We start from the raw sequence: 25,695 nt of genomic DNA, 5'->3' as shown, positions 1-25,695 counted from the left end.
CGGGGGGGATGGAAAGATGCGTGCAGACACAGGAAGACACCAAACTTCGTTGAGGGTTCTGTAAAGATTTCCTTACGGCAGTGGCAGGTGTACAAATAACTCCAATGAGGGTAATGAATAATGATGAAGCGCAATATTCTGGCAGTGGTTATCCCTGCTCTGTTAGCCGCCGGCGCAGCCAATGCTGCCGAAATCTATAACAAAGACGGCAACAAACTGGACCTGTACGGTAAAGCAGTTGGCCTGCATTACTTCTCTGATGATTCAGGTAACGACGGCGACCAGTCTTACGTTCGCTTCGGCTTTAAAGGCGAAACTCAGATTAACGACCAGCTGACCGGTTATGGCCAGTGGGAATACAACATTCAGGCGAACAACTCTGAAGGTTCAGACGCACAGGACGGCAACAAGACCCGTCTGGGCTTTGCCGGTCTGAAATTCGGCGATGCGGGTTCAATCGACTACGGCCGTAACTACGGTGTGGTTTACGATGCAATCGGCTGGACCGACATGCTGCCAGAGTTTGGTGGCGATTCAGGAAGTTCAGATACCTTCATGAACGGTCGTGGTACCGGCATGCTGACCTACCGCAACACCAACTTCTTTGGCCTGGTCGATGGCTGGGATTTCGCCGTTCAGTATCAGGGTAAAAACGATCGTGATGAAACTCGTCGTTCAAACGGCGACGGCTGGGGCGTGTCTACCTCTTATGTTGCACCAATCGGTGTGGGTGTAGTGGGTGCCTACAGCAGCAGCGACCGTACTGATTCACAGGCAGCAGGTGTTACTGATGTAAATGGTAACGTTATCGGACAGGGCAAACGTGCTGAAAACTGGGCAACTGCACTGAAATACGATGCGAATAACGTTTATCTGGCAGCGATGTATGGTGAAGGCCGTAACACCTCATCCTTTACCGCCACCATCCCTGGCACAACACCTAATACCACTTCTACTGCCACTGCTTTTGTTAATAAAACTCAGACTATTGAGTTAGTGGCTCAGTATCAATTTGACTTTGGCCTGCGCCCATCCGTTGCCTATGTGCAGCAGAAAGGCAAAGATATCGAAGGTATCGGCGATGCTGACCTGTACAAATATGTCGATGTTGGCGCGACTTACTACTTCAACAAAAACATGTCTACCTATGTTGATTACAAAATCAACCAGCTGGATGATAACAACCGCCTGAATCTGAACACAGACGACGTGGTGGGTGTAGGCCTGGTTTACCAGTTCTAATCCTGCTTTCAACATGTTGAAAAACGGGGCTGCGGCCCCGTTTTTTTATGGCCGTTAATCACAACCTCTGCGCTGCTTAATCCCCTTCCGCTCCGCGTTAACGTCTTTATCTCCCCATCGCGCAATCCGCACCGCAAAATAGAGCATTTTGATTCGCAAACGGTTGGCATTTGCCTGACCGGACGTTAACCTGAGAGCACTCTTGCAAACGTTCACGCTAATGGACCTGACACATGTTTGAATCGATCTCTGCTGCACCCGCCGATCCTATTCTCGGGCTCGCCGATCTGTTTCGTGCTGATGACCGCCCTGAAAAAATCAATCTGGGTATCGGCGTCTATAAAGACGAAACCGGCAAGACCCCGGTGCTGACCAGTGTTAAAAAGGCTGAGCAGTATCTGCTGGAAAACGAAACCACCAAAAACTATCTCAGCATTGATGGTCTGGCGGATTTCGCGCGCTGCACGCAGGCCCTGCTGTTCGGCAATGACAGCACACTGATTAGCGCGCGCCGCGCACGTACGGCACAGACGCCAGGTGGCACAGGCGCGCTACGCATTGCGGCAGATTTTCTGGCCACGCAGACAGCGGTAAAACGGGTCTGGATCAGCAACCCCAGCTGGCCGAATCATAAAAATGTGTTCAATGCTGCCGGTCTTGAGGTGTGTGAATATCACTATTATGACGCGGCAAACCACACGCTTGATTTTGAGGGAATGCTGGCGTCGCTGAGTCAGGTTCAGCCTGGCGACGTGGTACTTTTCCACGGCTGCTGCCATAACCCGACCGGTATCGATCCGACAGCGGAGCAGTGGCAGAAGCTGGCAGAGATCTCACAGGCGAATGGCTGGCTGCCGCTGTTCGACTTCGCTTACCAGGGCTTTGCCCGTGGTCTGGACGAAGATGCCGAAGGACTGCGTATTTTCGCCGCGTCACATCAGGAGCTGATCGTCGCCAGCTCATACTCGAAGAATTTTGGTCTCTACAATGAGCGCGTGGGGGCCATCACGCTGGTAGCGGCCGACGCCGGCGTAGCAGAAACCGCATTCAGTCAGGTGAAATACACCATTCGTGCCAACTACTCCAATCCCCCGGCGCATGGTGCGGCCGTCGTCGCGACGATTCTGAGTAACGACGCACTGCGGACGATCTGGGAGCAGGAGCTGTCGGACATGCGTCAGCGCATTCAGCGTATGCGGCAGCTGTTTGTTAACACGCTGGCAGAGAAAGGTGCGCAGCGTGACTTCAGCTTTATCATTAAGCAAAACGGCATGTTCTCATTCAGCGGCTTAACCAAAGAGCAGGTTATTCGCCTGCGTGAAGAGTTCGCTGTGTATGCCGTTAACTCTGGCCGCGTGAATGTGGCGGGCATGACGCCGGACAACATGTCGGCGCTGTGCGAAGCGATTGTCGCGGTGCTCTGAGGCAGGCGATAAAAAAAATGGGCCTGAGGGCCCATTTTTTATGGCAGGAAAAGGTCTGTTTTTACTGCAGGAAAGGATTGCTGATGCGTTCCTGCCCCAGTGTGGATATCGGGCCGTGGCCGGGCAGAAAAGTCACATCATCGCCCAGCGGCAGTAATTTGGTGTGAATCGCCTCAATTAACTGCTGATGATCGCCCTGCGGGAAGTCTGTTCGTCCCACGCCGCCATTAAAAATCACATCACCAGAAATCAGCAGCCTTCCGGGACGGTCAAAGAACACCACATGACCGGGGGAATGGCCCGGGCAGTGCAGGACCTCCAGCGTAGTCAGCCCGACCTGCACACTCTCCCCCTCCTCCAGCCAGCGATCCGGCGTAAAAGAGGCGCACTCTTCCAGTCCGAACATCCGGCTCTGCGTGGGCAGCGCCTCCAGCCAGAAAGCATCCCGCTTTTGTGGCCCGACAATAGGGATCTGATAGTAAGCCGCCAGTTCGACCGCGGCTCCGACGTGATCGAGATGCCCATGGGTCAGCAGAATCTGAGCGGGTTTGAGTCTGACCTGTTCCAGCGTTTGTTTGATCAGATCGGCATCGCCGCCTGGATCGACCAGAGCCGCTTCACGGGTGGTGTCGCACCAGATAACGGAACAATTCTGGGCAAAGGCTGTAACAGGAATAATGTGGTAGTTCATAACGCTCCATGACCGGCTCACGCAGCGTCGCCGGTGTCGTTACCAGTGCCTGATCGGACCGGTATCAATATGTACAAAGTTACTGCGGGGATAATATCCTACACCACCCGCACGCAGAGATAACGCCGCTTTGCGTACATTGGCTAATGAAACCCCTTCAATATGGAAATCCATCGCCTGGCCTTTGGTGTGATAGCTATGTTTCGCGACTCCCGGACCGCTCTCACGCAACATATTGTTGGTCGCCAGTGAACGGTAGCCCGAGACCAGCTGGACAGGTTTGCGCGTACCGAGCAGTGCCTGCAGGCGGAAAATCTGATCGAAGAGGTGCGGATCAATGCTTTTCACTTTGTTGGCGCGGTAGTCACGGAAAAAGTGATTTAATCGTGTCAACTCATCCTTGTCGTAACTCTTACCATTAAAAAATTCAGTTTTAAGGGTTTCACCGGTGTGAAGATTGTTAAGCATCAATACACGCGGGCGAGACGTTGAAAGCGAGGCCCTTGCAGAAGCGGGCAATAATGCCAGTCCGGCGGCGGCACTACCGCAAAGCAGCAGGTTGCGACGAAAAGAATCAATAGTAGACATGTAGCGGTTTACCTGAGAGTGAAGCCATAGAAATGTGCAAAAAGCGCACAGGCCGAACCATAACTTTCTCTCAGGTAAGCGTCAACCCATGTGGGGCGTGTTTGAGAGGCGATTCCCGAAGGAATCGCTCTCAGAGGATATTTCTTACGGTGCCAGGTGCGCCGCTAACGATTTAAAATCAATCACTAGAGCAGTAACTGTTTCGCCCGGCTCAGTGCCTGACTGCCCGAACGGGCGGTGTCATCATAATTGTAAATATCTGTTCGGAACTGCGGCTTGCCATCATCAGCAACCCAGGCCGTAAGGTAATAGAGATTGACCGGGATGCGATGGCGAATCGGCACATAACGGGTATCCCCCTCTTTCAGGGTGCTGGAAATACGGGAGTCGTTCCAGCCTGCATCCTGCAGTAACAACCCGGCCAGTTCTGATGCCTTATTCACACGTACGCAGCCTGAGCTGAGCGCACGAATATCACGCTGAAACAGGTTATGGTTTGGCGTGTCATGCAGATAGATGGCATCCGAACTAGGCATGTTGAATTTGTATCGGCCCAGCGCATTCGTCTGACCCGGAGCCTGAATCATCCGGTAAGGGAAGGATGCAGCGGAAACCATGCGCCAGTCGATCATGCTGGGATCGATCACTTCAGCGTCAGCACTCCAGCCCGACAGCAGGGTATAACCGTGCTTGTAGAGATAGGTGGGGTCCTGTTTCACTTTAGGGATGATATCTTTACGCACCAGCGTCGTCGGCACATTCCACGGCGGATTGAGCACCACATTATTGAGCGCGCTGCGCATCAGTGGTGTTTTACGATCGGGACGCCCGACAATGACCCGGGAAGAGAGGATCTTGTTGCCGTTGTTGTAATAGATCAGCGAGTAGTTGGCGATGTTGACCATAATGCCGTTGTGCATATCATCCGGCAGCAGGCGCAGTCGCTGAATATTCAGCGCCAGTAACGAAGCGCGCATCTGGGGTGAGACGTTCAGCCACTGCCGCGTTCTGGCACCGATAGCGCCATCGCCATCCAGTCCCTGCCACTGCTGAAAACGTTTGACCGCCGCCACCAGCGTCTCGTCATAGACATTGGCGGTGTTACCTTCCAGCGTCTGGCTCTGAACGTTGCCGGGTGACTGCGGTGATGGCGCAGGCAGATCGTTGACCGGGGTGGCAGAAGGACTCACTGCCACCGGCTGATCGCTGTGGGTTACCGGCGAAGGAGCGACCGGCACGGCATCATCATCCGGAGCCGGTGCGTTGCTCTGTGCGGTCAGCATGCCGCTGCGCTGCAGAATTTCACGCAGTGCGGGCACATCGTCACTGACCTGCCCCGGACGCAGCGTTTCGCTGTTCTTCAATTGCGGCCAGGGCTGTTTATCACTGAGCAGCGCTTTCAGCGCAGCGTGCATCGGCTGATACTGAGGATGCTGCGGCTGCAGGGAAGCAACAAACGTACTGTTCGCGCCCGCATTGACCGCATTCTGCCACTGATTTACCACGGCCACCGACGGCTGTGTCAGCCTGTAGGGAACATTACTGTAGAGCCAGGTTTCGCCCTGCGTCGGCACGTTAGAGACAAACTGCAGGTAGCCCAGCATGGCGTCGGAGAGGGTCACGTCACGGGCAAAACCAGTGATAGCCGGGTTAGTCAGACGGTCAACCCAGCGCGTGAACTGCGGCTGAACGCCAGAGAGCGCCACCTCAGCCAGCTGCTGCTGAAACTTCTGAACCGCCTGCTCATCCTGCCAGAGCGGCTGCATGTGGCGGGACGCATACAGCGTCGCCAGCGGCGCGAGGTAAAATGGCTGATCGGTGATGGAAAACGCCTGGCGGATACGTTGCTGACTGTCGGAAACCGAAACTGACGCGTGCGCGGTGCCGGGCATCGCGGCGATAACAGCGGCCTGTGGTAGCGTAAATGGAACAACCGTTAGCGCCAGCGCTAACAATGATATAACACGATGATGATTAACCTTTTTTGCCAGCAACATCCCTGCCCCCTTATCTTCTTAACTGCGCAGCGTTCCCTGTATCCGCTGCGATCGGGCTGTGACTCATTATGTTGAGTATACAAACAAAAACGGCATTTGCCTCATGCGACAAATGCCGTTTCCAGATTAACCAATGGTTCGGTTTTTGACTACGTCTCAGCCTGAGATTTTTCAGTGGTCAGATCGGGCAGAGCGGCCTCCCCGCTTCCGGCACGAGTGGGCACGGGATCGGCTGCAAATCCACGCAGGCCGACGACATGCACGTGCTCGGTGTTATTAAACACCTTACGCACGAGTTTGTAGGTCGTGCCTTTCTCCGGGCTGATGTTCTCCGGCGCAGCAATCACCAGCTGCATCTCCAGACGTTCACACAGCTCAAACAGCGTGGCGATAGAGCGGGCATCCAGACGGGCCGCCTCATCCAGGAACAGCAGGCGGCAAGGTGAGATATCCTTGCCACGCAGACGGCGGGACTCCTCTTCCCAGCTCTGCACGACCATCACCAGAATCGACATCCCGGTGCCGATCGCTTCGCCGGTTGAGAGCGCGCCACTTTCTGCACGCAGCCAGCCATCCGAACCGCGGTTAACTTCCACCTCCATCTCCAGATAGTTGCGGTAGTCCAGCAGCTCCTCACCGATAGTCTGCGGCGTCCGCTGACCCATATCGATATGCGGGTTCAGACGCTGATAGAGCTTCGCCAGCGCCTCTGAGAAGGTCAGACGGTTACTGTTGAAGAGGTCCTGATGCTGTTCATGCTCTTCCGACAGCGTATCCAGCAGCATGGCATGGGTTTCGCGAACGTTAACGTTGAGACGTACGCTGCGCACCTGACCAAAGCTGACAGTCTGCAGGCCCTGATTAAGCTGACGGATACGGTTCTGTTCACGCTGGATAGTTTTACGGATGATGTTCGCTGCACTGCGTGAACTGATGGCCAGCATCTGCTCACGTGCGGTCAGCTCTTCCGTCAGGCGATTCAGCTCAATTTCCATCTGCTCAATCGCTTCCACCGGATCGTCAGTCCGGATAATGTCCTGACGAATACGCTCACGCAGATGCTGATAAACGGCGATAAAGAACTGAATTTTACGTTCCGGACGTTTCGGATCTTCCGACAGCCGCAGCACGTCGCGCAGATGCTCATTGTCCGCCACCGCCAGACGCAGCGCACCCAGCGCCTTATCCGACATCGAACGCAGTTCATCGCCACTCATGTAGGCGAGTTCACGACGATGCAGACGACGCTCCACGCCATTCTCTTTGACCAGACGCAGCACCGTGCACCAGCCCGCTTTCGCGCTGACCACCTGTTCACGCACCTGATGATACTGGCGTTCCAGCTGGCGCAGTCGCTTCTGCAGATTATCCATCTCCGCTTCGCAGAAGGTCAGCTGTTTCTCCAGCTGATTCCGGCGTGCGCGGTTGTGGCTCAGTGCGGTATAAAGCTCATCGCGACGCGCCCGCGCCCGCGCTTCTGCGCTGCTGTCCGCATGGACGCCAATCGTCTGCATCTCCTGCTGCAGCTCTTTCAGCATGTCGCGCTTGGCATCCCAGGCGCTTTTCAGCGAGGCCAGCAGCTGAGCATATTGGGTCAGCTGTGCCTGATGTTCACGCAGACGTTCACGGCAACGACTGCGCTCGCCTTCAGCCTGCTCCAGGCGCTGACGCAGCTTGTCGCTGAGGTCATTGTTGCCACTGAGCATGCTGGCTGAATCGTCATAACTGAAGTGAGCACGACGCTGCACCACCTCGGTCAGGGCAAATGCCTGCTGACGGGCGTTGCGCTGCTGCTGCTGCGCCTGCTGATAATCCGCCTGCAGCTGTTCGTGCTGTTCCGGGTCGCTCTGCAGAACCGCGATGATCGGTTCCAGTTTCGCCAGCTTAGCGCCATGCTGATGCAGGAAGCGCGCCGCATCCTGAGAGGCATCAACCTGCTCACGAATCTCTTCGCAGCGATCGGCCAGGGTGTCATCCAGCAGCAGATTAACGCGCGGCAGCAGGCGGTTTAACTGCGATACGCCCTCTTTCGCCAGCTCATACTGCTGACGCTGCTGCTGATTGTTACTTTCATGCTGATTGAGCGCCCGCTCCAGCTCCCCGCGGCGCGCGCCTAGCTGACGAATCTGCGCTTCCGGGTCGGCATCAAAGGCGACGGCCAGATGACTGCCGATAAAGCGACTGAAGGACTGATGCAGACGCTGCGTTTTCTGCACATCGAACGACAGGGTCGCGTAGCGTTCCGCCAGCTTGTCGCGCTCCAGATGCAGCAGCTCAAGCTGGTTTTCACGCGCCGCGCGGCCAAACAGCGGTATTTTCGGGAAGCGGGAGTAGCGCCACTGACGCTCAGCCACTTTTACCACGACCGCATTCTGCAGTTCATCAACACTGAAGACGCTGTCGTCGAATGACTGCGGATCGCCCTCGATCAGATAGAGATCTTCCGGGCACTCTTCCAGTCCGTCCAGCAACTCGCGCACCCGTGAAAGATCAGGTACAACGATCGCATGACGTGACGGACCATAGAGCGCCGAGAAGTACGGCGCATCGTCCAGGGTCACATCATCATAAATCTCTGACAGCAGCACGCCGCCGAAACGTTCTGCCAGCTGGGTCAGACGCGCATCCTCAGCACCGCCCGGCTGACTGAGCCGTTCAATCTGCTGCTCGATGTCGCGTTTACGTGCTGCCACCTCGTCGCGCTCGACGGTGGTTTCACGCTCCTGTTCCAGCAGCTGCTGCATGTACTCGGTGACATCCTGGCTGCTGTTCAGCGCCTGGCCGGTCTGTTCGCTGAGCTGCGTCAGGATCTCCTGGGCGGCGAGCCAGTGCGGCGCGCGCGCCGTCAGGCCTGTAATACGTTCACGCAGCTGTTCGAGCTCCTGGCGCATCTTCATGCGCTGCTCACCCGCGTCCGCCACGCTGCTGTTCAGCTGTTCGATCTGCGCTTCCAGCTCCTGCTGCAGGCCAGCCAGCGCATCCGCGTCGTAGTGCTGCCCCTGACGCTTGCAGAACTCGGCCAGCAGACGCTCAGCCTCATGCTGCTCGCGCAGCCGCTGTTCCAGTTCATTGAGACGCAGACGCAGCGAGGAGAGCTGTTCGGCGTGATGGCGCTGATTGCTGGCATCCCGCAGCAGTTCGCGGCCGGTTTGCCAGGCATCCTGACGACTCACCTCACCGGCGATGCTGGTCACCAGCGCCAGCGCCTGTTCAAACTGACTGTGCGCCGCTTCCGCCACGCTCAGCTTCTGCTCAAGACGCAGCAGGTGCTCTGTCGCCTCCTCCTCTTTAGCCTGGAAGCTCTCCTGCCATTCGGCTGCATTGTCGATGCTCAGGTCGGGCAACTGACAAAGGGTACGGGCGCGCTCCAGTGCCTGCAGTGCCTGCTGATACTGAATGGCGCGGGTTTGCTGCACGTCGAGCGCCTGCTGGAAATCGGCCAGCTGACTTTTCAGCTCATCCACTTCCAGCTCAGCCGCTTCAGCCCGCGCTTCGTTCTCTTCCTGAATCTCACGCGCTTCGGCCACCACTTCGGTCTGCTCTTCCAGCCGCAGCGTCAGGTCTTCGATATCGGCATCGTAGCGTTCAATCTTCTCCTGCTGACGCATCGCCGTCTGCACAAGGTTAAGGTGATCGCTGGCGGACTGATAATCGACTTCGAGATCGTTTTCGGCGCCGCTGTGCTCAGCCAGTTCGCGCGCCATTTCAACATGACGATACTGCTCGGTGGCGAGTTGCTTGCGGCTGCTGAACAGTTCATTGCGCAGCTGTAACGCGCTGTCGAGATGAACCCGACGCTCGTTAGCATGGCGCATGTAGTCAGCCGAAACGTAACTGGTCGCCTCAGAGATCAGGTGTTTAAACAGATCGCGATCGGACTGAGTTACGCGGATTGCCTCCAGCGTCATGCGGTTCTCGCGCAGTGCGGCTTCCATATCCTGGAAGGCTTTGCGCACGCCGCTGTTTTCAGGCAGCAGGTAATCGCGCAGCGATCGGGTAATCGCACTGGAGATACCGCCGTAGAGCGAGGCTTCGATCAGGCGATAAAACTTGCTGCGATCGCTGGCGGAGCGCAGACGACGCGGCACCACGCCCAGATCAAACATCATGGCGTGATAGTCAGTGACCGAGTTATAGGCGCGGAACTGTACCCCTTCCTGCGCCTCAACCCGCTCTTTCACCTCATTCAGCGGCAACACGCGCGCCTGACGGCTGTTCAGCACTTCGGTCAGCATGTCGGTCGGATTGGTGTCGGCAGGCAGACCGTGGATACTGAACGGCTTGATGTCCACCTTTTTATCCCGGCCGGCGACCTGTTGCAGGCGAACACCCACCACCACACGCTGGTGGCGTGAGTTCACCACATCCAGCATGGAGTAGCAGACGCCGGCGCGCAGTTTGCCGTGCAGGCCTTTATCGCGCGACCCGGAGGTCGCACCCGCTTCGGTGGTATTACGGAAGTGCAGTAGCGTCAGATCGGGGATCAGCGCGGTGACAAAAGCCGCCATCGTGGTGGACTTACCGGCCCCGTTACCGCCTGACAGCGTGGTAACTAATTCATCAAGATCAAAGGTGCGGGCAAAAAAGCCGTTCCAGTTGATCAGCGTAAGCGAACGAAACTTTCCGCGCTCAATCATGCCTGTTCTTCCTCTGCGTTCTCACTCGCGTCGCTCTCCTGCCCGTCACCTTCATCGGTGTCGACCGGTGCAGTGGCGTTTTCCAGTAGCATCGCTTCACCATCACGAATCAGACGAAGCTGCGCTTCACGGGCATCATCTCCGCCGCGCACGTCGGCGCCAAAGCGGAACACCGATTCCGTGATGCGGAATTTGCTGCTGTCGTTGCCGAAAAACCACACCATGCCGAGACGGCGCAGACGGCTCAGTGAGGCGCGCACTTTCTCCTGCAGCTTGGTGCGGTCCAGATCCGACCCGGTTGAACGCTGATTCACCAGCTTCAGCAGCCGGTTCTCGTCCGCCAGCGAGAGCAGTTCATCGTAGAGCTCCTGCTGGGTGAAAATCCCTTCATTGGCCAGCCTTTCCGGGCTGAGATAGAGATAGCAGAGAATTTTCCCGACCATCATATCCAGCTCAGAGAGTACCGAGCGCGGGATCAGCGTGGTTGAACGCGGACGCAGATAGAAGAAACCTTCCGGCGCACGGATTAACTCCACGTGATAGCGGCTGTAAAACTCTTCGAGAAACGACTGGTAGTCCATCAGAAAAGCGTGGTTATCCAGCTCTTCAATACCGATGTGGCGTCCCGCGCGTAACTGGCTGTCCAGCGCGGGGAAAATCGGGTTGGCCAGTGCCTGTGCCAGCTTAACCGGCATCACTTGTTCAATATTTGTCGATGACATGTGCCTGCACCTTGGCTCCGTAATCATTGATGGCTTGCCATTCCACAGGCAAACCGGCTAAATCGGCTTCCGCTACGCCAAGACGCACCGCCTGGTCCACCACAATGCGCGCCAGATCGAAATGACGGGCGCGGGGATACTGGGCCAGGTAGTCGCGCATTACTGACGCGAGGTTGAGCGGTTTTTGTTGCAACTTGTAGACCTGCAGCGCTTCTTCAATCATGGCTGCCAGCTGTTCGCGGATTTCGTTGATCTCTTCGTACTCCATCTCCGGCGGCAGTTCGCCCATGACTTCGTCGTTACGCAGCGTCAGGGCCTCATCGCGCATGTCATAGAGACGGTCGGCGTTGGCATAGGTCAGCGCCCACGGCGCGTCGAAGTAATTCTGAACCGATACCCGCAGACGCTGCGCAAAGACGCGGTTTTTATCCATGTCGATGGCAGTACGAATAAATTTATGGACGTGGCGGTCGTAGCCGATCCAGAGGTCAATCGCCTGCTGGCCCCAGCTGGTGATTCGGTCAAGTTTGCTCTGCAGATCAAACACCAGCTTGTCGACAAACCCGAGATCCGGGCTGTTCAGCGTGGCATCCTGAATGCGTAACAGGTTTTCCTGCAGCCTGTCACCCGCGGCTTCGAGCGTATCCTGCAGTTCGCGCAGGGTTCCCGAGGTCTCTGAAAGCAGCATTTCGCAGCTGGAGATAGCCGCGCGCCAGTCTTTGTTCAGCAGCTCGGCGATATCGTTTTTGACCGCCTGCTGCTGCTCATCCATCAGACGCTGGGTCATATCAATGCTGTCGAATATCTCTGCCACCGAATATTTCAGCGGCGCGAAAACATTACGGTGCCAGTGAAACTCATCGCCGTTTTCCTGGGCGGCATCGGCGGCCCGCTTCAGCTCGCTGGCCACAATGGAGAGCTGCATCGACAGGCGCAGGGTCGAAAACTCCCGCTGACGGATGTAGTAGTCGGTGATACCGATCGCCAGCGGCGTCAGGCGATAGATGGCGTTGCCTTCGGTGAGTTCGCTGGTAAAGCGGTTGAGCAGGCGCTGTCGCACCATGTCATTGATGGCGTTATTGGCTCGAACCAGCACGGTTTCATGGGTTTGTTCAAACGCTTTACTGACATGACGGAAAGCATCAATCAGATCGCCTTCGCTCATTTCGCCGTCCATCCGCTCCCCGTTGAGGGTGGCGATAGCCAGCAAAAAGGCCAGCCGTTCCACTGGCAGCGCAAGGGAAAAGTCATTTTTGCGCGCCCAGGATACCAGTTCAGGTACCGTCTGGGAAAATTCACTCATAATTCGTCCTTCTGCCCGGGTTTACGCGCGGTCACGTGGATGTAACGCCCTAAGCTTAAAAAGGGTTCCTGACGGCAGTAACGCCGCTCCATCTCAATAATTTCGTCGTCGCTTTTGGGCTCGCCCTTTGGCGGTTTCATGTAGTCGCTGAAAACCCGGATACCGGCACGCCGCTCAATCACAAAGCCACAGGCCTCCAGCCAGCGATAAACCTGATCGGGATCGCGGGGATAGTCAGGCGATAGCGTGCGCTTTTTGCGTTTGGTCAGGTTGGTGCGCAGATAGCCAAAGTTGCCCAGCGTTAAGGTGCGCAGTGTCAGGCCGTGCAGATTGTAAAACATCAGTGACATGACCCCACCCGGACGCAGCACATCATACAACGCTTTCAGCACCGCCTCCGGTTCGGCGACCCACTCAAGCACAGCGTGGAACAATACCAGATCCACCGGCTTATCCAAATGTTCACCCACCTGCTGGGCGCTAATTTGTCTGAATTGCATGTTGTGGCTCACACCCTGCGCCGTGGCATTTTCTTCCGCCCGGCGCAGCATCTCACCGGAGAGATCGCACAGCAGCACCTGATGGCCCTGTGCCGCCAGACCGCTGGAGACCTGGCCGATTCCGCCACCCGCATCCAGCACGGAGAGCGGGTGTGGCGACAGGCCTGGCAGGATCATCGCCAGCTCATCATGGAGGATGGCCTGGCGTATCCGTCCTTTGGTGGTGCCGTAAATATTTTGCGAAAATTTATCCGCGAGATCGTCAAAGTTACGATCCTGCATGGCATGCGCTCCGGTATGCTGCGGTAAGACTTGTGCTATTTTGTCACAGGCACCAGAAGAATGAACCTTTCATCCCCATCTTCCCTTCCGGGTGCTCTATTTTCGGACAACAGGACGCGTTTTTGATGTTATTTACCCTGAAAAAAGTGACTGGCGGGCTGCTTTTACCCCTGCCGTTTCTGCTTTTGCTGATGGCATTGGGCATTTTACTGCTTTGGCTGACTGACTGGCAGAAAAGCGGTAAAACCGTGATCTCGGTCAGCTGGCTGTTACTGCTGCTTCTGAGTCTGCAACCGCTGGCCGATCGCCTGCTGTTGCCGCTGGATAGCCGTTATCCGACCTGGAACGGCAGCCGTGAGGTGGACTATATCGTCGTGCTGGGCGGAGGCTACACGTTCAATCCGGCGTGGGCGCCGAGTTCAAATCTGCTGAACAACAGCCTGCCGCGCGTGGCAGAAGGAGTGCGTCAGTGGCAACGCAATCCGCAATCGACCCTGATTTTCACCGGCGCCGCAGGCGGCACCAATCCGAAGAGCAGCGCCTGGGTCGCGGCACAGGTAGCCGAAAGTTTGGGGGTTCCCCCGGCACATATTCAGCTTCTCGATCAGCCGCGCGATACGGCGGATGAGGCGCAGGCGGTGAAAGGCGTGGTGGGTGAACATCCGTTCCTGCTGGTCACATCCGCGAATCATATGCCGCGGGCGATACGTTTTTTCCACGCGGTCGGATTGCAGCCGATTGCCGCACCCGCCAACCAGCTGGCAATTACCTCACCGCTGAATGGATGGGAGCGAGCGATACCCTCCCCGATCTGGCTGAGTCACAGCGAACGGGCGGTGTATGAAACGCTTGGCGCACTATTACAGAGGCTGAAAGGTGAGAAACCGGACTCAGCCGAGCCAGGGAAGTAGCTGCGCGCAGGCATGGTCAAAACGGGGACGATTAAAGGTGCCGGTCTGGATCAGCTGGTCGACACAGTCCCACACCTGATAAACCCACCGACGCCAGACAAAGCCTTCTGAAACCGGTGCCCGCTGCAGATAGCTGTGCAGCAGCGCGGTTTCAGCAGGAGAGTCATCCAGATGGATGAGATCAATCTCACGCGGTGCCCAGAGGAGCGGGCCGGGCTGGGTCATCGCGATTAGCTGATCGCTGCGGCTGTTTTTCAGCATGCTTTGCAGCCGGACGTTGCCATGCACCATTACGCAGGGATCGTCAAAGCCGCGGAACAGATGCGCCAGTCGCGCCCGGCAGCGAAACAGAATCTGGCGATCTTCCAGCGTTAAAGCCGGTGGTCGCAGATAATTCAGCGTCGCCCACAGCACCTCAACCCGCTGAGCATACCAGGCGGGCCAGCGATTCTGCTGAGTGCTGTCCACCGTACCCACCAGCCCATGGCTGTCGAGCCGATGCCAGGCAAGCAGTCCTTCGACTACCTGCTCACAAAACTGCTGCCAGCGCTGAGCATCCCGCGCCGGGGCCTCCGCCGCCACGCCATTGAGTCGCGCCAGCAGAAGCATTTCATGAACCGGAGGACGCTGGCTCATCACCAGACCATACACGGCTGGCACTGCAATCCGTCCGGCCTGACCGAGCAACGTCAGCTTTTTCGCTTCTATCGCTGCCCGGCCCTGATGACGAAAATATTTTGCCACGACCGGCATAGGGAGGCCTTCCCGATCGTATAACGCATAAAGTCGGGTGGGCGGCTGTTCGCTGATGATTTCGAGGCGGCTGATCGTTTCCCCCAGCGCCAGCGTGAGTTCCGATTTAAGCTCTTCCATGCGGCATCCTCCTCAGATGAGTATCACAATATCCTGAAGGAAGTGTTGGCGATAAGTTTAGTGGCGGATCAATAAGGTTGTGCGGAAACGGGGAGACAGGCTCCCCGATAATCAGGCCTGCATGGCCTCGCGGACACGTTGCAGATCGTCTGGCGTGTCTACCCCCACGCTGGGAATAGTTTGCGCAACAGCAACATGAATTTTCTCGCCGTACCATAACACCCGCAACTGTTCGAGCAGCTCAATCTGCTCCAGCGGACAAGGTGCCCAGGCAACATAGCGGCGGATAAAACCGGCCCGATAGGCGTAAATACCAATGTGGCGCAGTAGCGTGTCACCAATCTGGTCGCGTGACGCAGCATAGCGTTCACGATCCCAGGGGATAGTCGCCCGTGAAAAATAGAGCGCGTAACCCTGCGCATCCATAACCACTTTTACCGCATTGGGATTAAACGCTTCCTCCGCATCCGTGATGGGTACGGCCAGCGTCGCCATGCCCGCGGCCGACCCCGCCAGATTATTCGCCACCTGACGCACAATCTCTGCCGGAATCATCGGTTCGTCGCCCTGCACGTTGACGATGATTTCATCATCAGCAAACTGATACTTTTCGATCACTTCCGCCAGCCGCTCTGTGCCGGACTGATGATCGGCGCGCGTCATGCAGACTTCGCCGCCTGCCGCTTCCACGGCCTGCGCCACATCGGGATGATCGGTGGCCACAATGACCCGGCTGGCACCCGACTCGCGGGCGCGCTCCATCACATGCACCACCATCGGTTTACCATGAATATCGAGCAGCGGCTTGCCGGGTAAGCGGGTTGACGCATAACGTGCAGGAATGATGGCGGTGAAACTCATGGATGAATCTCTTCAACAGAGAGCGTACGGGCTTCTGTTTCCAGCAGTACCGGAATCCCCTCTCTGACCGGAAAGGCCAGGCCATCGGGTTTGCAGATCAGCTCCTGCTGAGCATTGTTAAAGTAGAGTTTGCCATTACAGACCGGGCAGGCAACGATTTCGAGTAAACGATGATCCATATGTCCTCCATCAGGGAGCAAATGCTTAAGGGGTAAAGCATACCATAGCCCGCTTCATGCGGGATGGGGTAAAACGTTCTCTGCGGCAGCTGCCGCAAAAGAGATTATGCCAGTGTCCACAGCGCAGGCCAGCAATCGCTAAGGGCCTCTGGCATGTTGAGGATGACGACGCTCTCTGCACCCTGCCATGCGGCGAAACGTTCGATCGCGCGCCGGATATCCACGACAAAGCGTGCCGTCACACGGGTCTTCTCTTCAAGCCAGATATTTTTAATTTCCAGCTGTTTAGCCTTGCGCAGCATGCGGGCATCCAGCCGGCCTTTCAGCTGACCGCGATGAAGTATGGGCAGCACAAAATAGCCAAATTTCCGCTTTTCCGCCGGGGTATAGCACTCGATACGATAGTCAAAGCTGAACAGCTCCAGCGCACGTTTGCGATCCCAGACCACCGGATCAAACGGCGACAACAGCGCGCTGTGCGTCGCCTGCAGCGGGGTCTCCAGTAACGGCATCAGTTCCCGGTGAAGCCACATCGCCCCCAGCCCTTCCGTGTTGACGGCCACCAGTTCTCCGGCTGCCTGCGCCTCGGCGATAAACGCGTTCAGTGGTGCCCGTTTCAGACGGTAGTAATCGGCCAGCCAGGCAGTGCGAAAGAGGCCCAGACTGCGGGCACTGTTCAGCAACATCTGGTGGATGGCTTCCGCTTCGCTGATGCCATGGATGGCATCCTGCCAGTCAGGCATCACGCGGCTGCGCAGGTCATAGACACGCTGAAAATTGCGGCGCTCGGTGACCATCAGTTCACCGGCGCTGAAGAGATTTTCCAGATGGCGCTTATGCGGTTTCCATGCCCACCATCCCGATTTGGGGTTATCAGCATGGCTGAAGTCGGCGGCCCGTACCGGCCCCTTCTCCCTGATCTGCTGCAGGAGATCGGCTATCTCCTGCTGATGCTCAGCAACCCACTGCGCATTATATTTCCAGCCCAGCCGCTCCGGCGAGAGCATACGATGACGCAGAAGCCGGTAATCAGCGCGCGGAATAAAGCAGGCCTCGTGCGCCCAGTATTCAAACAGCTCACCCTCAGCCAGCGCCTGTTCCAGCCAGCGCTGTGGAAAGTCACCAAGACGGCTGAAAAGCACCAGATAGGGACTGCGGGCCACCACATGGATCGTATCAATCTGCAGCAGCGACATGCGGGAGATGCACGCGATCAGATCCTGATAGACCGCGCGCTTTGCGGGGGCGCGCAGCAGGCCCTGGGCGGCAAGATGAAGGTGACGGGCCTGCTGTAACGAAAGTGAATGCGTGGTGTTCATTCTTTTCCTTATCAGGCCTCACCTGAATGCGCATTGGGGGTTCAGGGCGTGCGGCGGCAGAGCTGTTCGATATCGTCCAGTAAGGGCGTCACGGCCTGGCCGGATAACCGGGCATCTACCGGCAGATACCACCACGACGGCTGGGCAAACGGGCGGCATTTCACCGCATCTTTTTCAGTCATCAGCAGTTGCTGGCCCGGCTGCAGTAAGCGGGTCAGCTCATCTTCACTGTAGGCGTGATGATCGGCAAAGGCGACCTCTGCCAGCGGCGTCATACCCTGCTGCTTCAGGGTGTTGAAAAAGCGGGGCGGATGACCAATACCGGCCATCGCCACCACTGCACCCAACTGCTGCAACGGACAGGTTTCGCCGGTCAGCAGATTAGTGGCCAGGCCAGGCTGGAGATGCATGGCAATCTCGCCAGCCAGTGCATCGCCGCCGTTGATGATTACCGCATCAACCTGCTGCAGACGACTGGCTCGTTCGCGCATCGGACCGGCGGGCAACCACCAGCCATTACCGAAGCGACGCTGGCCGTCCACCACCACAATTTCCCGGTCGCGCTGCAGAGCGTAATGCTGCAGGCCATCATCCGTGATAATGACATCCAGCGGGCCCTGCTGTAGTAACGCCTCAATTGCCTGTTGACGCCGGGGGGCGACCGCGACCGGTGCCCCGGTGCGCTGGGCAATCAGGACCGGTTCATCCCCGGCCTGATCGGTGCCGGTCTGGTTGGTCACCCGCAGCGGATAGTGATCCGCCTTGCCGCCATATCCCCTGGAGACGACCCCCACACGCAGCCCGCGCTGCTGCAGCGCCTCAACCAGCCAGATCACCACCGGCGTTTTTCCGTTGCCGCCAGCGGTTAAGTTACCCACCACCACAACCGGCAAGGGTGCACGCCAGCTTTTTCGCCAGCCCCGGCGGTAACTGAAACGTATCAGAGCCGTAATCGCCCCATACAGCAGGCTTAATGGCCAGAGCAGAAGCCACAGCGGTGAGCGACCACTCCAGATACGTTCAATCATTGGCCGAATTGCATCTTGTGCAGCTGGGCATAGGCACCGCGTTCAGCCAGCAGCACCTGATGCGTTCCGCGTTCAACGATCTGACCATCTTCAATCACCACAATCTCATCCGCTTTTTCAATCGTGGAGAGTCGATGCGCAATCACCAGCGAGGTGCGGTTCTTCTGCAACTCATCCAGGGCTGACTGAATCGCACGTTCGGACTCGGTATCCAGAGCTGAGGTCGCTTCATCGAGGATCAGAATCGGACAATCGCGCAGCAGGGCACGGGCGATGGCAATACGCTGACGCTGGCCGCCAGACAGCAGTACGCCATTCTCACCAATGACCGTATCCAGGCCTTTATCCATTTTATTGATAAAGTCCATGGCGTGCGCCATGGTCGCTGCCCGTTCAATCTCTTCACGGCTGTATTGCTCACTGCGCGCATAGGCGATGTTATTGGCAATCGTGTCGTTGAAGAGATGCACATTCTGCGACACCAGCGCCACCTGATTACGCAGCGAACGCAGGGTGTACTCACGCAGGTCAAAACCGTCCAACAGAATTTCACCCTGCTGGATGTCATAAAAGCGGGTCAGCAGGCTCGCCATCGTGGACTTACCGGAACCGGAACGGCCCACCAGCGCGACCGTTTTTCCGGCGGGCAGCGACAGATTGATATTGCGCAGTGCCGGGACTTCACGGCCCGGATAGGTAAAGGTCACGTCGCGGAACTCAATATCGCCTTTGGCGCGGGTAATTTCGCGGGTGCCATTGTCCACTTCCTGTTCACTGTCCAGAATGGAGAACAGGGTCTGACAGGCTGCCATGCCGCGCTGGAACTGGGCATTGACGTTGGTCAGAGACTTAAGCGGGCGCATCAGAGCAATCATCGAAGAGAAGACCACGGTGATGGTGCCAGCGGTCAGGGTATCCATGACGCTCGGGAAACTGGCGGCGTAAAGAACAAAAGCCAGGGCCAGAGAGGCGATCAGCTGAATCACCGGATCGGAAATAGAGGAGGCTGAGACCAGCTTCATTCCCTGCTGACGCATACGGTTACTGACGCGGTTAAAGCGCTCTGACTCAATTTCCTGACCGCCAAAAATCAGTACCTCTTTATGTCCTTTCAGCATCTGCTCGGCGCTGGTGGTCACCTGCCCCATGGTGTTCTGCATACTTTTGCTGATTGAACGGAAGCGCTTAGAAACGGTGCGGATGGCAAAGGAGACGATAGGTGCCAGCACGATCAGGATTAACGACAGCTGCCAGCTGTAGTAGAACATCATGATGAACAGGCCAATAATCGATGCCCCTTCACGCACCACGGTGACCAGCGCACCGGAAGAGGAGGAGGCGACCTGTTCAGAGTCATAAGTGATACGCGACAGCAGGGTGCCGGTCGACTGCTGGTCAAAAAACGAAACCGGCATGCCCATCATATGGCTGAACAGGCGACGGCGAATATTCATCACGACATTGCCGGAGACCCAGGAGATGCAGTAGCTGGAGATATAGCTGGTTACGCCACGTACCAGCATCAGGCCGATCACCACCAACGGCATCCACAGCATCACTGACCGGTCGGCTTTACCAAAACCATCATCCAGTAACGGTTTCAACAGGGAGAGCATTAAGGCGTCGCCCGCAGCATTAATAATCAGGGCGACAGAGGCCACAATTAATCCCGCTTTATTTGGCGCGATCATCGGCCAGAGTCGGCGGAACGTCTGCCACGTAGAGAGATCTTTATCTTGATGCATTATTTATTCACGCTGTTGGAAATAGCCGGCCATTCTACCTGGAATCACGTTTGACGCCAAACCACTGATGATACCAACGGGGCATTAATTGATCCCGCAGGCTGAAAACCTGCACGCTGCCCTGCTCTATCCTGATGCTGATTTGCCCTGACTGCCCGGTATCCAGCCAGTGAAAACCGGCGGCGTGATAAGCTTCCACGACCCGTTTTGCAGGCATACGCCATGCATTGTAGCGCGCCAGAGAGGCGATGGCGGTGTGACCTGCCGCTTTGCGCAGCAGCAGTGAGGTGGACGAAGTGCGACTGCCGTGGTGCGGCACCTGCAGGATATCGACCTTCAATCCCTCCTTTTCCAGGGCCACCAGCTGACGCTCCGCCCTGGCTTCAATATCGCCGGTTAACATCAGCCGCACCTGACCATCATCAACAATCATCACGCAGGAGTCGTTATTTCCACCGGGTAAGGGGGCCGTCAGCGGCCAGATGACCCGAAAAGTGAGCTGTCGCCAGCGCCACTGCGTGCCACGCACACAGGGTAAGTGCGTCCTGTCCGCCAGCGCACTTCTGATTTCCGCTGCGGGCCAGCGCTTTTTGATCGCATCCAGCCCGCCGGTATGATCAAGATGTTTATGGCTGAGGATCACCTGCTTCAGGCGCAGCTGCCTGCGCTCCAGCCACGGAATAATCACCCGACTGCCTGCATTATCGTTCTGCCAGCGTGGCCCGGTGTCATAGATCACCGCCTCGTCGCCCTGGCTGATCACCAGGCTCAGTCCGTGTCCGATATCCAGCATATCGATACGCCAGCCCCGTTCCTGATTGGGCTGGCGACTGAGTATCATCGCCAGGGCTATCGCGCTGCTGCTCGCAGGAAAAGCGAAAAAGAGCTGCGCGCGCCAGAGGATCAGGCCGCCCCAGACCATGATCGTAAACCAGGTTGTGCCACTCAGTGGATACCAGCCCGATGGCAGCTGCTTCAGGCAGTAAAACAGCGCTCGCAGGGAAAGATCGGCCGCGCTCCAGAAGAAGCCGGAGAGCTGTGTGACCGGCAACAGCATGGCGAGCGTCATCAGGGGCATGGTAAGGAATGAGACAACCGGAATCGCGACGAAATTTGCCACCAGGGCCGTCAGGCTGATGCCGTTAAAAATCGCCACCTGCAGCGGTACCATTAAAATCATCATGCCCGCCTGCAGATGCAGCAGCTGAAGCGGCAGCCAGCGTCGTTGATGCCGAAGCGCGGCAGGCAAGGGAAACCAGTGATACCAGACCAGCAGCATGCCGACAGCCAGTACCGAGAGCCAGAAACTGTCAGAGAGTACGGTTAAGGGCTCTGCCACCAGCAGCAGTGCAATACAGAATGTCCAGACCTGCCAGCTGTTCAGCTGAATACCGGCAGTCCGGGTTATTCCCCATAGCGTCAGGGCAAGCAATGAACGCTCTGCGGGCGGCTGCGCGCCTGAAAGCCAGGTATAGAGTGCGGCGAACAGCCAGCTCACGATGAGAGGAAAAAGATAGCCAACACAGCGGGCAGGCAAAAGGAACTGAACGCCGCGCGCAATCAGCCAGCCGGTGCTGGCCGCTAAGGCGATGTGCATACCGGAGATCGCCATCAGATGCGCAGTGCCCGTCTCCCGCAGAAGCTGACGTGTCTGCTGGCTCATCTCATCACGAACGCCAAACGCCAGCGCTTCCAGCGTCGCCCGTGAAGCGAGGCCGCGGGTGCTCTCCCGATGCCTCAGAATAAACCGCCAGCGCGCGTCACAGCGCTCATCAACTGCGACCTGCTTCAGGATCCGACCCTGTAGCGGCGTATTGTTAGCGAGTGCGAAACGCTGGGCATCAAAATCGCCTTCGTTGAGACGGGCATGAACCGGTCGCAGACGCAGTTGCATCGTCCAGCGCTGTCCGGGACAGTAGAGCGCTGAGTCAGCATCGAAATAGATCCAGGCGAAGCGCGGCGGAAATATCCTCCTGCCCTCTTCTTCCAGCAGGCGAACCTGGATTTGCCTGCGCGCCTGGCGCAGTTCAGCGATCTGAATCGTGTAGCTCCTGTTACGTGCAGAGAAATGTTCAATGTCCCGCACCATCAGACGGGCGTCGTAGCACGCCCAGCTCAGAAGCAGCAGCGTGATACCGATCAGACGAACGGGCTGACAAGGAGAATGCAGCAGCGCCAGACCGGTAAGAAGACACATCAGTATCATCTGGCCTGAAGGCAGCCGGGCCATCAGCAGTAGCGGCAGTGTGGCCACAATCGTCAGTCGCGCCAGAACAGTCCATGTCAGCATAATCATATCCATCGGGTCAGTTCGGTAAGTCTGAACCCCTCAGGAGAAAGTAACAGGAGAGAATTGCGCTGGCCCGAGCGGGCTCGCAAAAAACTTGTGATGGATAGCGTCAGATAAGAACAGCGTGAATATCTGATCGCAGACAGGATAGCGGGCAAAAAAAAACGACATCCGGAGATGTCGTTTATCGGGTTCGGTATCGGCTTAGCCGTAAATATTTGCGCGATCGCGCAGCTCTTTACCTGGCTTAAAGTGGGGAACGTATTTACCTTCCAGATCCACTTTATCACCCGTTTTCGGGTTACGCCCGGTGCGCGGAGCGCGATAGTGCAAAGAAAAGCTGCCGAATCCCCGGATTTCGATGCGCTCACCCTGTGCCAGCGTCGTGGCCATGTGCTCGAGCATCTCTTTTACTGCATCCTCAACGACTTTCGCCGGTATATGAGTATGCTGTCCCGCCAGTCTTTCAATCAGTTCTGACTTGGTCATGTAACCTCCGGTTTATCCCTCAGGGAAAGTATGACAGCTTTTACCGAAACCGGGTGGTTGCCCACCCGGTGCTTCAGGTCGATTACTCGCCTTTAGCCGCTTTGAACGCTTCAGCCATCGCGTTAGAGAAGTTGCCTTCTTCCTGTTTGGTGTTAACAGTGTTGATAGCTTCTTTCTCATCAGCCTGGTCTTTCGCACGGACAGACAGGCTTACGACACGGTTTTTACGATCAACGCCGGTGAACTTAGCTTCAACGTCGTCGCCAACGTTCAGAACCAGAGTGGCGTCTTCAATGCGGTCCAGTGAAGCTTCAGAAGCGCGCAGGTAACCCTCAACGCCGTCTGCTAATTCAACTGTAGCACCTTTAGCATCAACTGCAGTCACTTTACCGGTGACGATCGCACCTTTCTTGTTCAGAGTGATGTAGTTGTTGAACGGATCTTCTGCCAGCTGTTTAACGCCCAGAGAGATACGCTCGCGCTCTGCATCAACCTGCAGTACAACGGCAGCGATTTCGTCGCCTTTTTTGTACTCACGAACGGCTTCTTCGCCAGTCGCGTTCCAGGAGATGTCAGACAGGTGAACCAGACCGTCGATGCCGCCGTCCAGGCCGATGAAGATACCGAAGTCAGTGATTGACTTGATTTTACCTTCAACACGATCGCCTTTGTTGTGCGTCTCAGCGAACAGCTGCCATGGGTTAGATTTACACTGCTTCAGACCCAGGGAGATACGACGACGCTCTTCGTCGATGTCCAGAACCATAACTTCAACCACATCGCCTACGTTAACAACTTTAGACGGATGGATGTTTTTGTTGGTCCAGTCCATTTCAGAAACGTGTACCAGACCTTCAACGCCTTCTTCGATTTCCACGAAGCAGCCGTAGTCAGTCAGGTTGGTCACACGACCGGTCAGGCGGGTGCCTTCCGGATAGCGTTTAGCGATAGCAACCCATGGATCTTCGCCCAGCTGCTTCAGACCCAGAGAAACACGGGTACGCTCGCGGTCGAACTTCAGCACCTTAACGGTGATTTCGTCGCCAACGTTAACGATTTCGCTTGGATGCTTAACGCGCTTCCACGCCATATCAGTGATGTGCAGCAGGCCGTCAACGCCGCCCAGATCAACGAATGCACCGTAGTCAGTGAGGTTCTTAACGATACCTTTAACTTCCATGCCTTCCTGCAGGTTTTCCAGCAGCTGATCGCGCTCTGCGCTGTTTTCAGATTCGATAACGGCACGACGTGAAACCACGACGTTGTTGCGTTTCTGATCCAGCTTGATTACTTTGAACTCAAGCTCTTTGCCTTCCAGGTGCAGCGTATCGCGCACCGGACGCACATCAACCAGTGAACCTGGCAGGAACGCACGGATACCGTTCAGCTCAACTGTGAAGCCGCCTTTAACTTTGCCGTTGATAACACCGGTAACAGTTTCAGCGTCTTCGTAAGCTTTCTCCAGCGTGATCCATGCTTCATGGCGCTTAGCTTTCTCACGGGACAGCAGGGTTTCACCGAAGCCGTCTTCCACTGCATCCAGAGCAACATCAACTTCGTCGCCAACCTGGATTTCCAGTTCGCCGGCTGCGTTCTTGAACTGCTCTGCAGGGATTGCAGATTCAGATTTCAGACCCGCATCAACCAGAACGACATCTTTGTCGATAGAAACGACGATGCCACGAACGATAGAACCCGGGCGGGTTTCGATTGTTTTTAAGGATTCTTCAAATAGTTGAGCAAAAGATTCAGTCATATTGATAATCTTCAGGATTCTTCAATTTAACGTCCATCTGACTTCATGTCGGATGGGGTTGTTTCACATGCCCTGCACCGGATCCGTGGTACAGGGTTATTAATTCAGTTAAGCCGGGATGCCCAGCTTTTCGCGGGCATAGTGTAGCGCTTTTTCAATGACCTGGTCGATAGACATCTCAGTCGAGTCTAATACCAGTGCATCGCCAGCGGCGACCAGAGGCGCAATTGCGCGGTTACGATCGCGGTCGTCGCGCTCTTTTATCTCGGCTAAAAGGCGGTCAAAGTTAACATTAAAGCCCTTTTCCTGCAACTGTAGCATACGGCGCCGGGCGCGCTCTTCCGGGCCGGCATCCAGGAAAATTTTCACTGGCGCATCAGGAAAAACCACGGTGCCCATGTCCCGGCCATCCGCAATCAGACCCGGCATCTCGCGGAAACCACGCTGGCGGCGCAGTAGTGCTTCGCGCACCCGGGGAAAGGCAGCGACACGGGAAGCGGTGTTGCTCACCTCCTGCGTACGGATCTCGCCGGTGACATCCTCCCCTTCCAGTATGACCTGCATTTCACCCTTTTGAGAGACAAAGCGCACATCAAGGTGTGCAGCAATCGGCACTAACGCCTCTTCCGATTCGATATCTACCTGATGATGCAATGCGGCTAACGCCAGCACGCGATAAATAGCACCGGAGTCCAGCAGATGCCACTGCAGCGATTCTGCCATGGCTTTGCACAGGGTTCCTTTCCCCGCGCCACTTGGCCCATCGATAGTTATGACCGGGGCAGTTACTGTCATTATTCCCTCCTGTTGCTGCGTGCTTCATGGCCTGTCGGCCACCCTTAATGGTTAGCATTATAC

20 protein-coding genes are annotated in these 25,695 nt (G+C 56.6%); 3 read left to right on the top strand and 17 right to left on the bottom strand.

Going from position 1 to position 25,695, the window contains the following annotated elements:
* Window positions 1-120 precede the first annotated feature (120 nt).
* Together ompF and AC6I7A_RS06350 are read left to right on the top strand one after the other, a co-directional pair.
* Window positions 121-1,242, top strand: a complete 1,122-nt coding sequence (gene ompF, locus AC6I7A_RS06355) for a porin OmpF (RefSeq protein WP_058957444.1) — start codon at window positions 121-123, stop codon at window positions 1,240-1,242.
* Window positions 1,243-1,475: 233 nt separating this feature from the next.
* On the top strand, window positions 1,476-2,666 hold the full coding sequence (locus AC6I7A_RS06350) for an amino acid aminotransferase (protein WP_058957445.1): 1,191 nt from the start codon (window positions 1,476-1,478) through the stop codon (window positions 2,664-2,666).
* A gap of 61 nt (window positions 2,667-2,727) precedes the next feature.
* On the opposite strand, the gene AC6I7A_RS06345 is transcribed toward AC6I7A_RS06350, so the two are convergent.
* From AC6I7A_RS06345 to cmoM, 7 genes are all read right to left on the bottom strand, one after another.
* Window positions 2,728-3,357: an MBL fold metallo-hydrolase gene (locus tag AC6I7A_RS06345; RefSeq protein WP_058957446.1), complete on the bottom strand. Its 630-nt coding sequence runs from the start codon at window positions 3,355-3,357 to the stop codon at window positions 2,728-2,730.
* A gap of 39 nt (window positions 3,358-3,396) precedes the next feature.
* Window positions 3,397-3,945 carry a peptidoglycan L,D-endopeptidase MepK gene (gene mepK / locus AC6I7A_RS06340; RefSeq protein WP_009091085.1) on the bottom strand — a complete coding sequence of 183 codons (549 nt, stop codon included), beginning with the start codon at window positions 3,943-3,945 and terminating at the stop codon, window positions 3,397-3,399.
* Window positions 3,946-4,130: 185 nt separating this feature from the next.
* Window positions 4,131-5,942 (bottom strand): L,D-transpeptidase, encoded by a 1,812-nt coding sequence (gene ldtD / locus AC6I7A_RS06335; protein ID WP_058957447.1) that lies wholly within the window; start codon window positions 5,940-5,942, stop codon window positions 4,131-4,133.
* A gap of 149 nt (window positions 5,943-6,091) precedes the next feature.
* Window positions 6,092-10,579, bottom strand: coding sequence for a chromosome partition protein MukB (gene mukB / locus AC6I7A_RS06330; RefSeq protein WP_058957448.1), 4,488 nt, complete (start codon window positions 10,577-10,579; stop codon window positions 6,092-6,094).
* The gene (gene mukE, locus AC6I7A_RS06325; protein WP_009091092.1) at window positions 10,576-11,301 is read right to left on the bottom strand and encodes a chromosome partition protein MukE; all 726 of its coding nucleotides are present in this window, start codon (window positions 11,299-11,301) and stop codon (window positions 10,576-10,578) included. The genes mukB and mukE overlap by 4 nt, the downstream gene beginning before the upstream one ends.
* Entirely contained in the window at window positions 11,282-12,604 is a 1,323-nt protein-coding gene (gene mukF, locus AC6I7A_RS06320; protein ID WP_058957449.1) for a chromosome partition protein MukF, read from the bottom strand. Before mukF ends, mukE begins: the two co-directional genes overlap by 20 nt.
* Complete coding sequence (gene cmoM / locus AC6I7A_RS06315; RefSeq protein WP_058957450.1) at window positions 12,601-13,386, bottom strand: tRNA uridine 5-oxyacetic acid(34) methyltransferase CmoM; 786 nt, start codon at window positions 13,384-13,386, stop codon at window positions 12,601-12,603. Before cmoM ends, mukF begins: the two co-directional genes overlap by 4 nt.
* Window positions 13,387-13,511: 125 nt before the next feature.
* Between cmoM and elyC the strand changes: the two genes are divergently transcribed.
* Window positions 13,512-14,297, top strand: a complete 786-nt coding sequence (elyC, locus tag AC6I7A_RS06310; protein WP_058957451.1) for an envelope biogenesis factor ElyC — start codon at window positions 13,512-13,514, stop codon at window positions 14,295-14,297.
* On the opposite strand, the gene AC6I7A_RS06305 is transcribed toward elyC, so the two are convergent.
* The 10 genes from AC6I7A_RS06305 to cmk all read right to left on the bottom strand — a co-directional run bounded on the left by AC6I7A_RS06305 (window position 14,277) and on the right by cmk (window position 25,632).
* Entirely contained in the window at window positions 14,277-15,170 is an 894-nt protein-coding gene (locus tag AC6I7A_RS06305) for a protein kinase family protein (protein WP_058957452.1), read from the bottom strand. The genes elyC and AC6I7A_RS06305 overlap by 21 nt on opposite strands.
* A gap of 111 nt (window positions 15,171-15,281) precedes the next feature.
* Window positions 15,282-16,031, bottom strand: coding sequence for a 3-deoxy-manno-octulosonate cytidylyltransferase (gene kdsB, locus AC6I7A_RS06300; RefSeq protein ID WP_009091099.1), 750 nt, complete (start codon window positions 16,029-16,031; stop codon window positions 15,282-15,284).
* Entirely contained in the window at window positions 16,028-16,210 is a 183-nt protein-coding gene (locus tag AC6I7A_RS06295; protein ID WP_009091101.1) for a Trm112 family protein, read from the bottom strand. Before AC6I7A_RS06295 ends, kdsB begins: the two co-directional genes overlap by 4 nt.
* 104 nt (window positions 16,211-16,314) lie before the next feature.
* Window positions 16,315-17,529, bottom strand: coding sequence for a winged helix-turn-helix domain-containing protein (locus tag AC6I7A_RS06290; RefSeq protein ID WP_058957453.1), 1,215 nt, complete (start codon window positions 17,527-17,529; stop codon window positions 16,315-16,317).
* 41 nt (window positions 17,530-17,570) lie between these two features.
* The gene (gene lpxK, locus AC6I7A_RS06285; RefSeq protein WP_058957454.1) at window positions 17,571-18,557 is read right to left on the bottom strand and encodes a tetraacyldisaccharide 4'-kinase; all 987 of its coding nucleotides are present in this window, start codon (window positions 18,555-18,557) and stop codon (window positions 17,571-17,573) included.
* Window positions 18,554-20,302 carry a lipid A ABC transporter ATP-binding protein/permease MsbA gene (msbA, locus tag AC6I7A_RS06280; RefSeq protein WP_046101523.1) on the bottom strand — a complete coding sequence of 583 codons (1,749 nt, stop codon included), beginning with the start codon at window positions 20,300-20,302 and terminating at the stop codon, window positions 18,554-18,556. The genes lpxK and msbA overlap by 4 nt, the downstream gene beginning before the upstream one ends.
* 34 nt (window positions 20,303-20,336) lie before the next feature.
* Window positions 20,337-22,592, bottom strand: a complete 2,256-nt coding sequence (locus AC6I7A_RS06275) for a DNA internalization-related competence protein ComEC/Rec2 (protein WP_058957477.1) — start codon at window positions 22,590-22,592, stop codon at window positions 20,337-20,339.
* 204 nt (window positions 22,593-22,796) lie between these two features.
* Window positions 22,797-23,081 (bottom strand): integration host factor subunit beta, encoded by a 285-nt coding sequence (ihfB, locus tag AC6I7A_RS06270; protein WP_003849360.1) that lies wholly within the window; start codon window positions 23,079-23,081, stop codon window positions 22,797-22,799.
* A gap of 82 nt (window positions 23,082-23,163) precedes the next feature.
* Window positions 23,164-24,837 (bottom strand): 30S ribosomal protein S1, encoded by a 1,674-nt coding sequence (gene rpsA / locus AC6I7A_RS06265; protein WP_009091109.1) that lies wholly within the window; start codon window positions 24,835-24,837, stop codon window positions 23,164-23,166.
* Between the two features lie 108 nt (window positions 24,838-24,945).
* A complete protein-coding gene (cmk, locus tag AC6I7A_RS06260) occupies window positions 24,946-25,632 on the bottom strand; it encodes a (d)CMP kinase (protein WP_046101522.1) in 687 nt (228 codons plus the stop codon).
* Window positions 25,633-25,695 lie beyond the last annotated feature (63 nt).

The organism is Type-F symbiont of Plautia stali (assembly GCF_059731105.1).
Note: the sequence above shows the minus strand (reverse complement) of the source record. Positions and strands in the feature narration are given on the sequence as shown.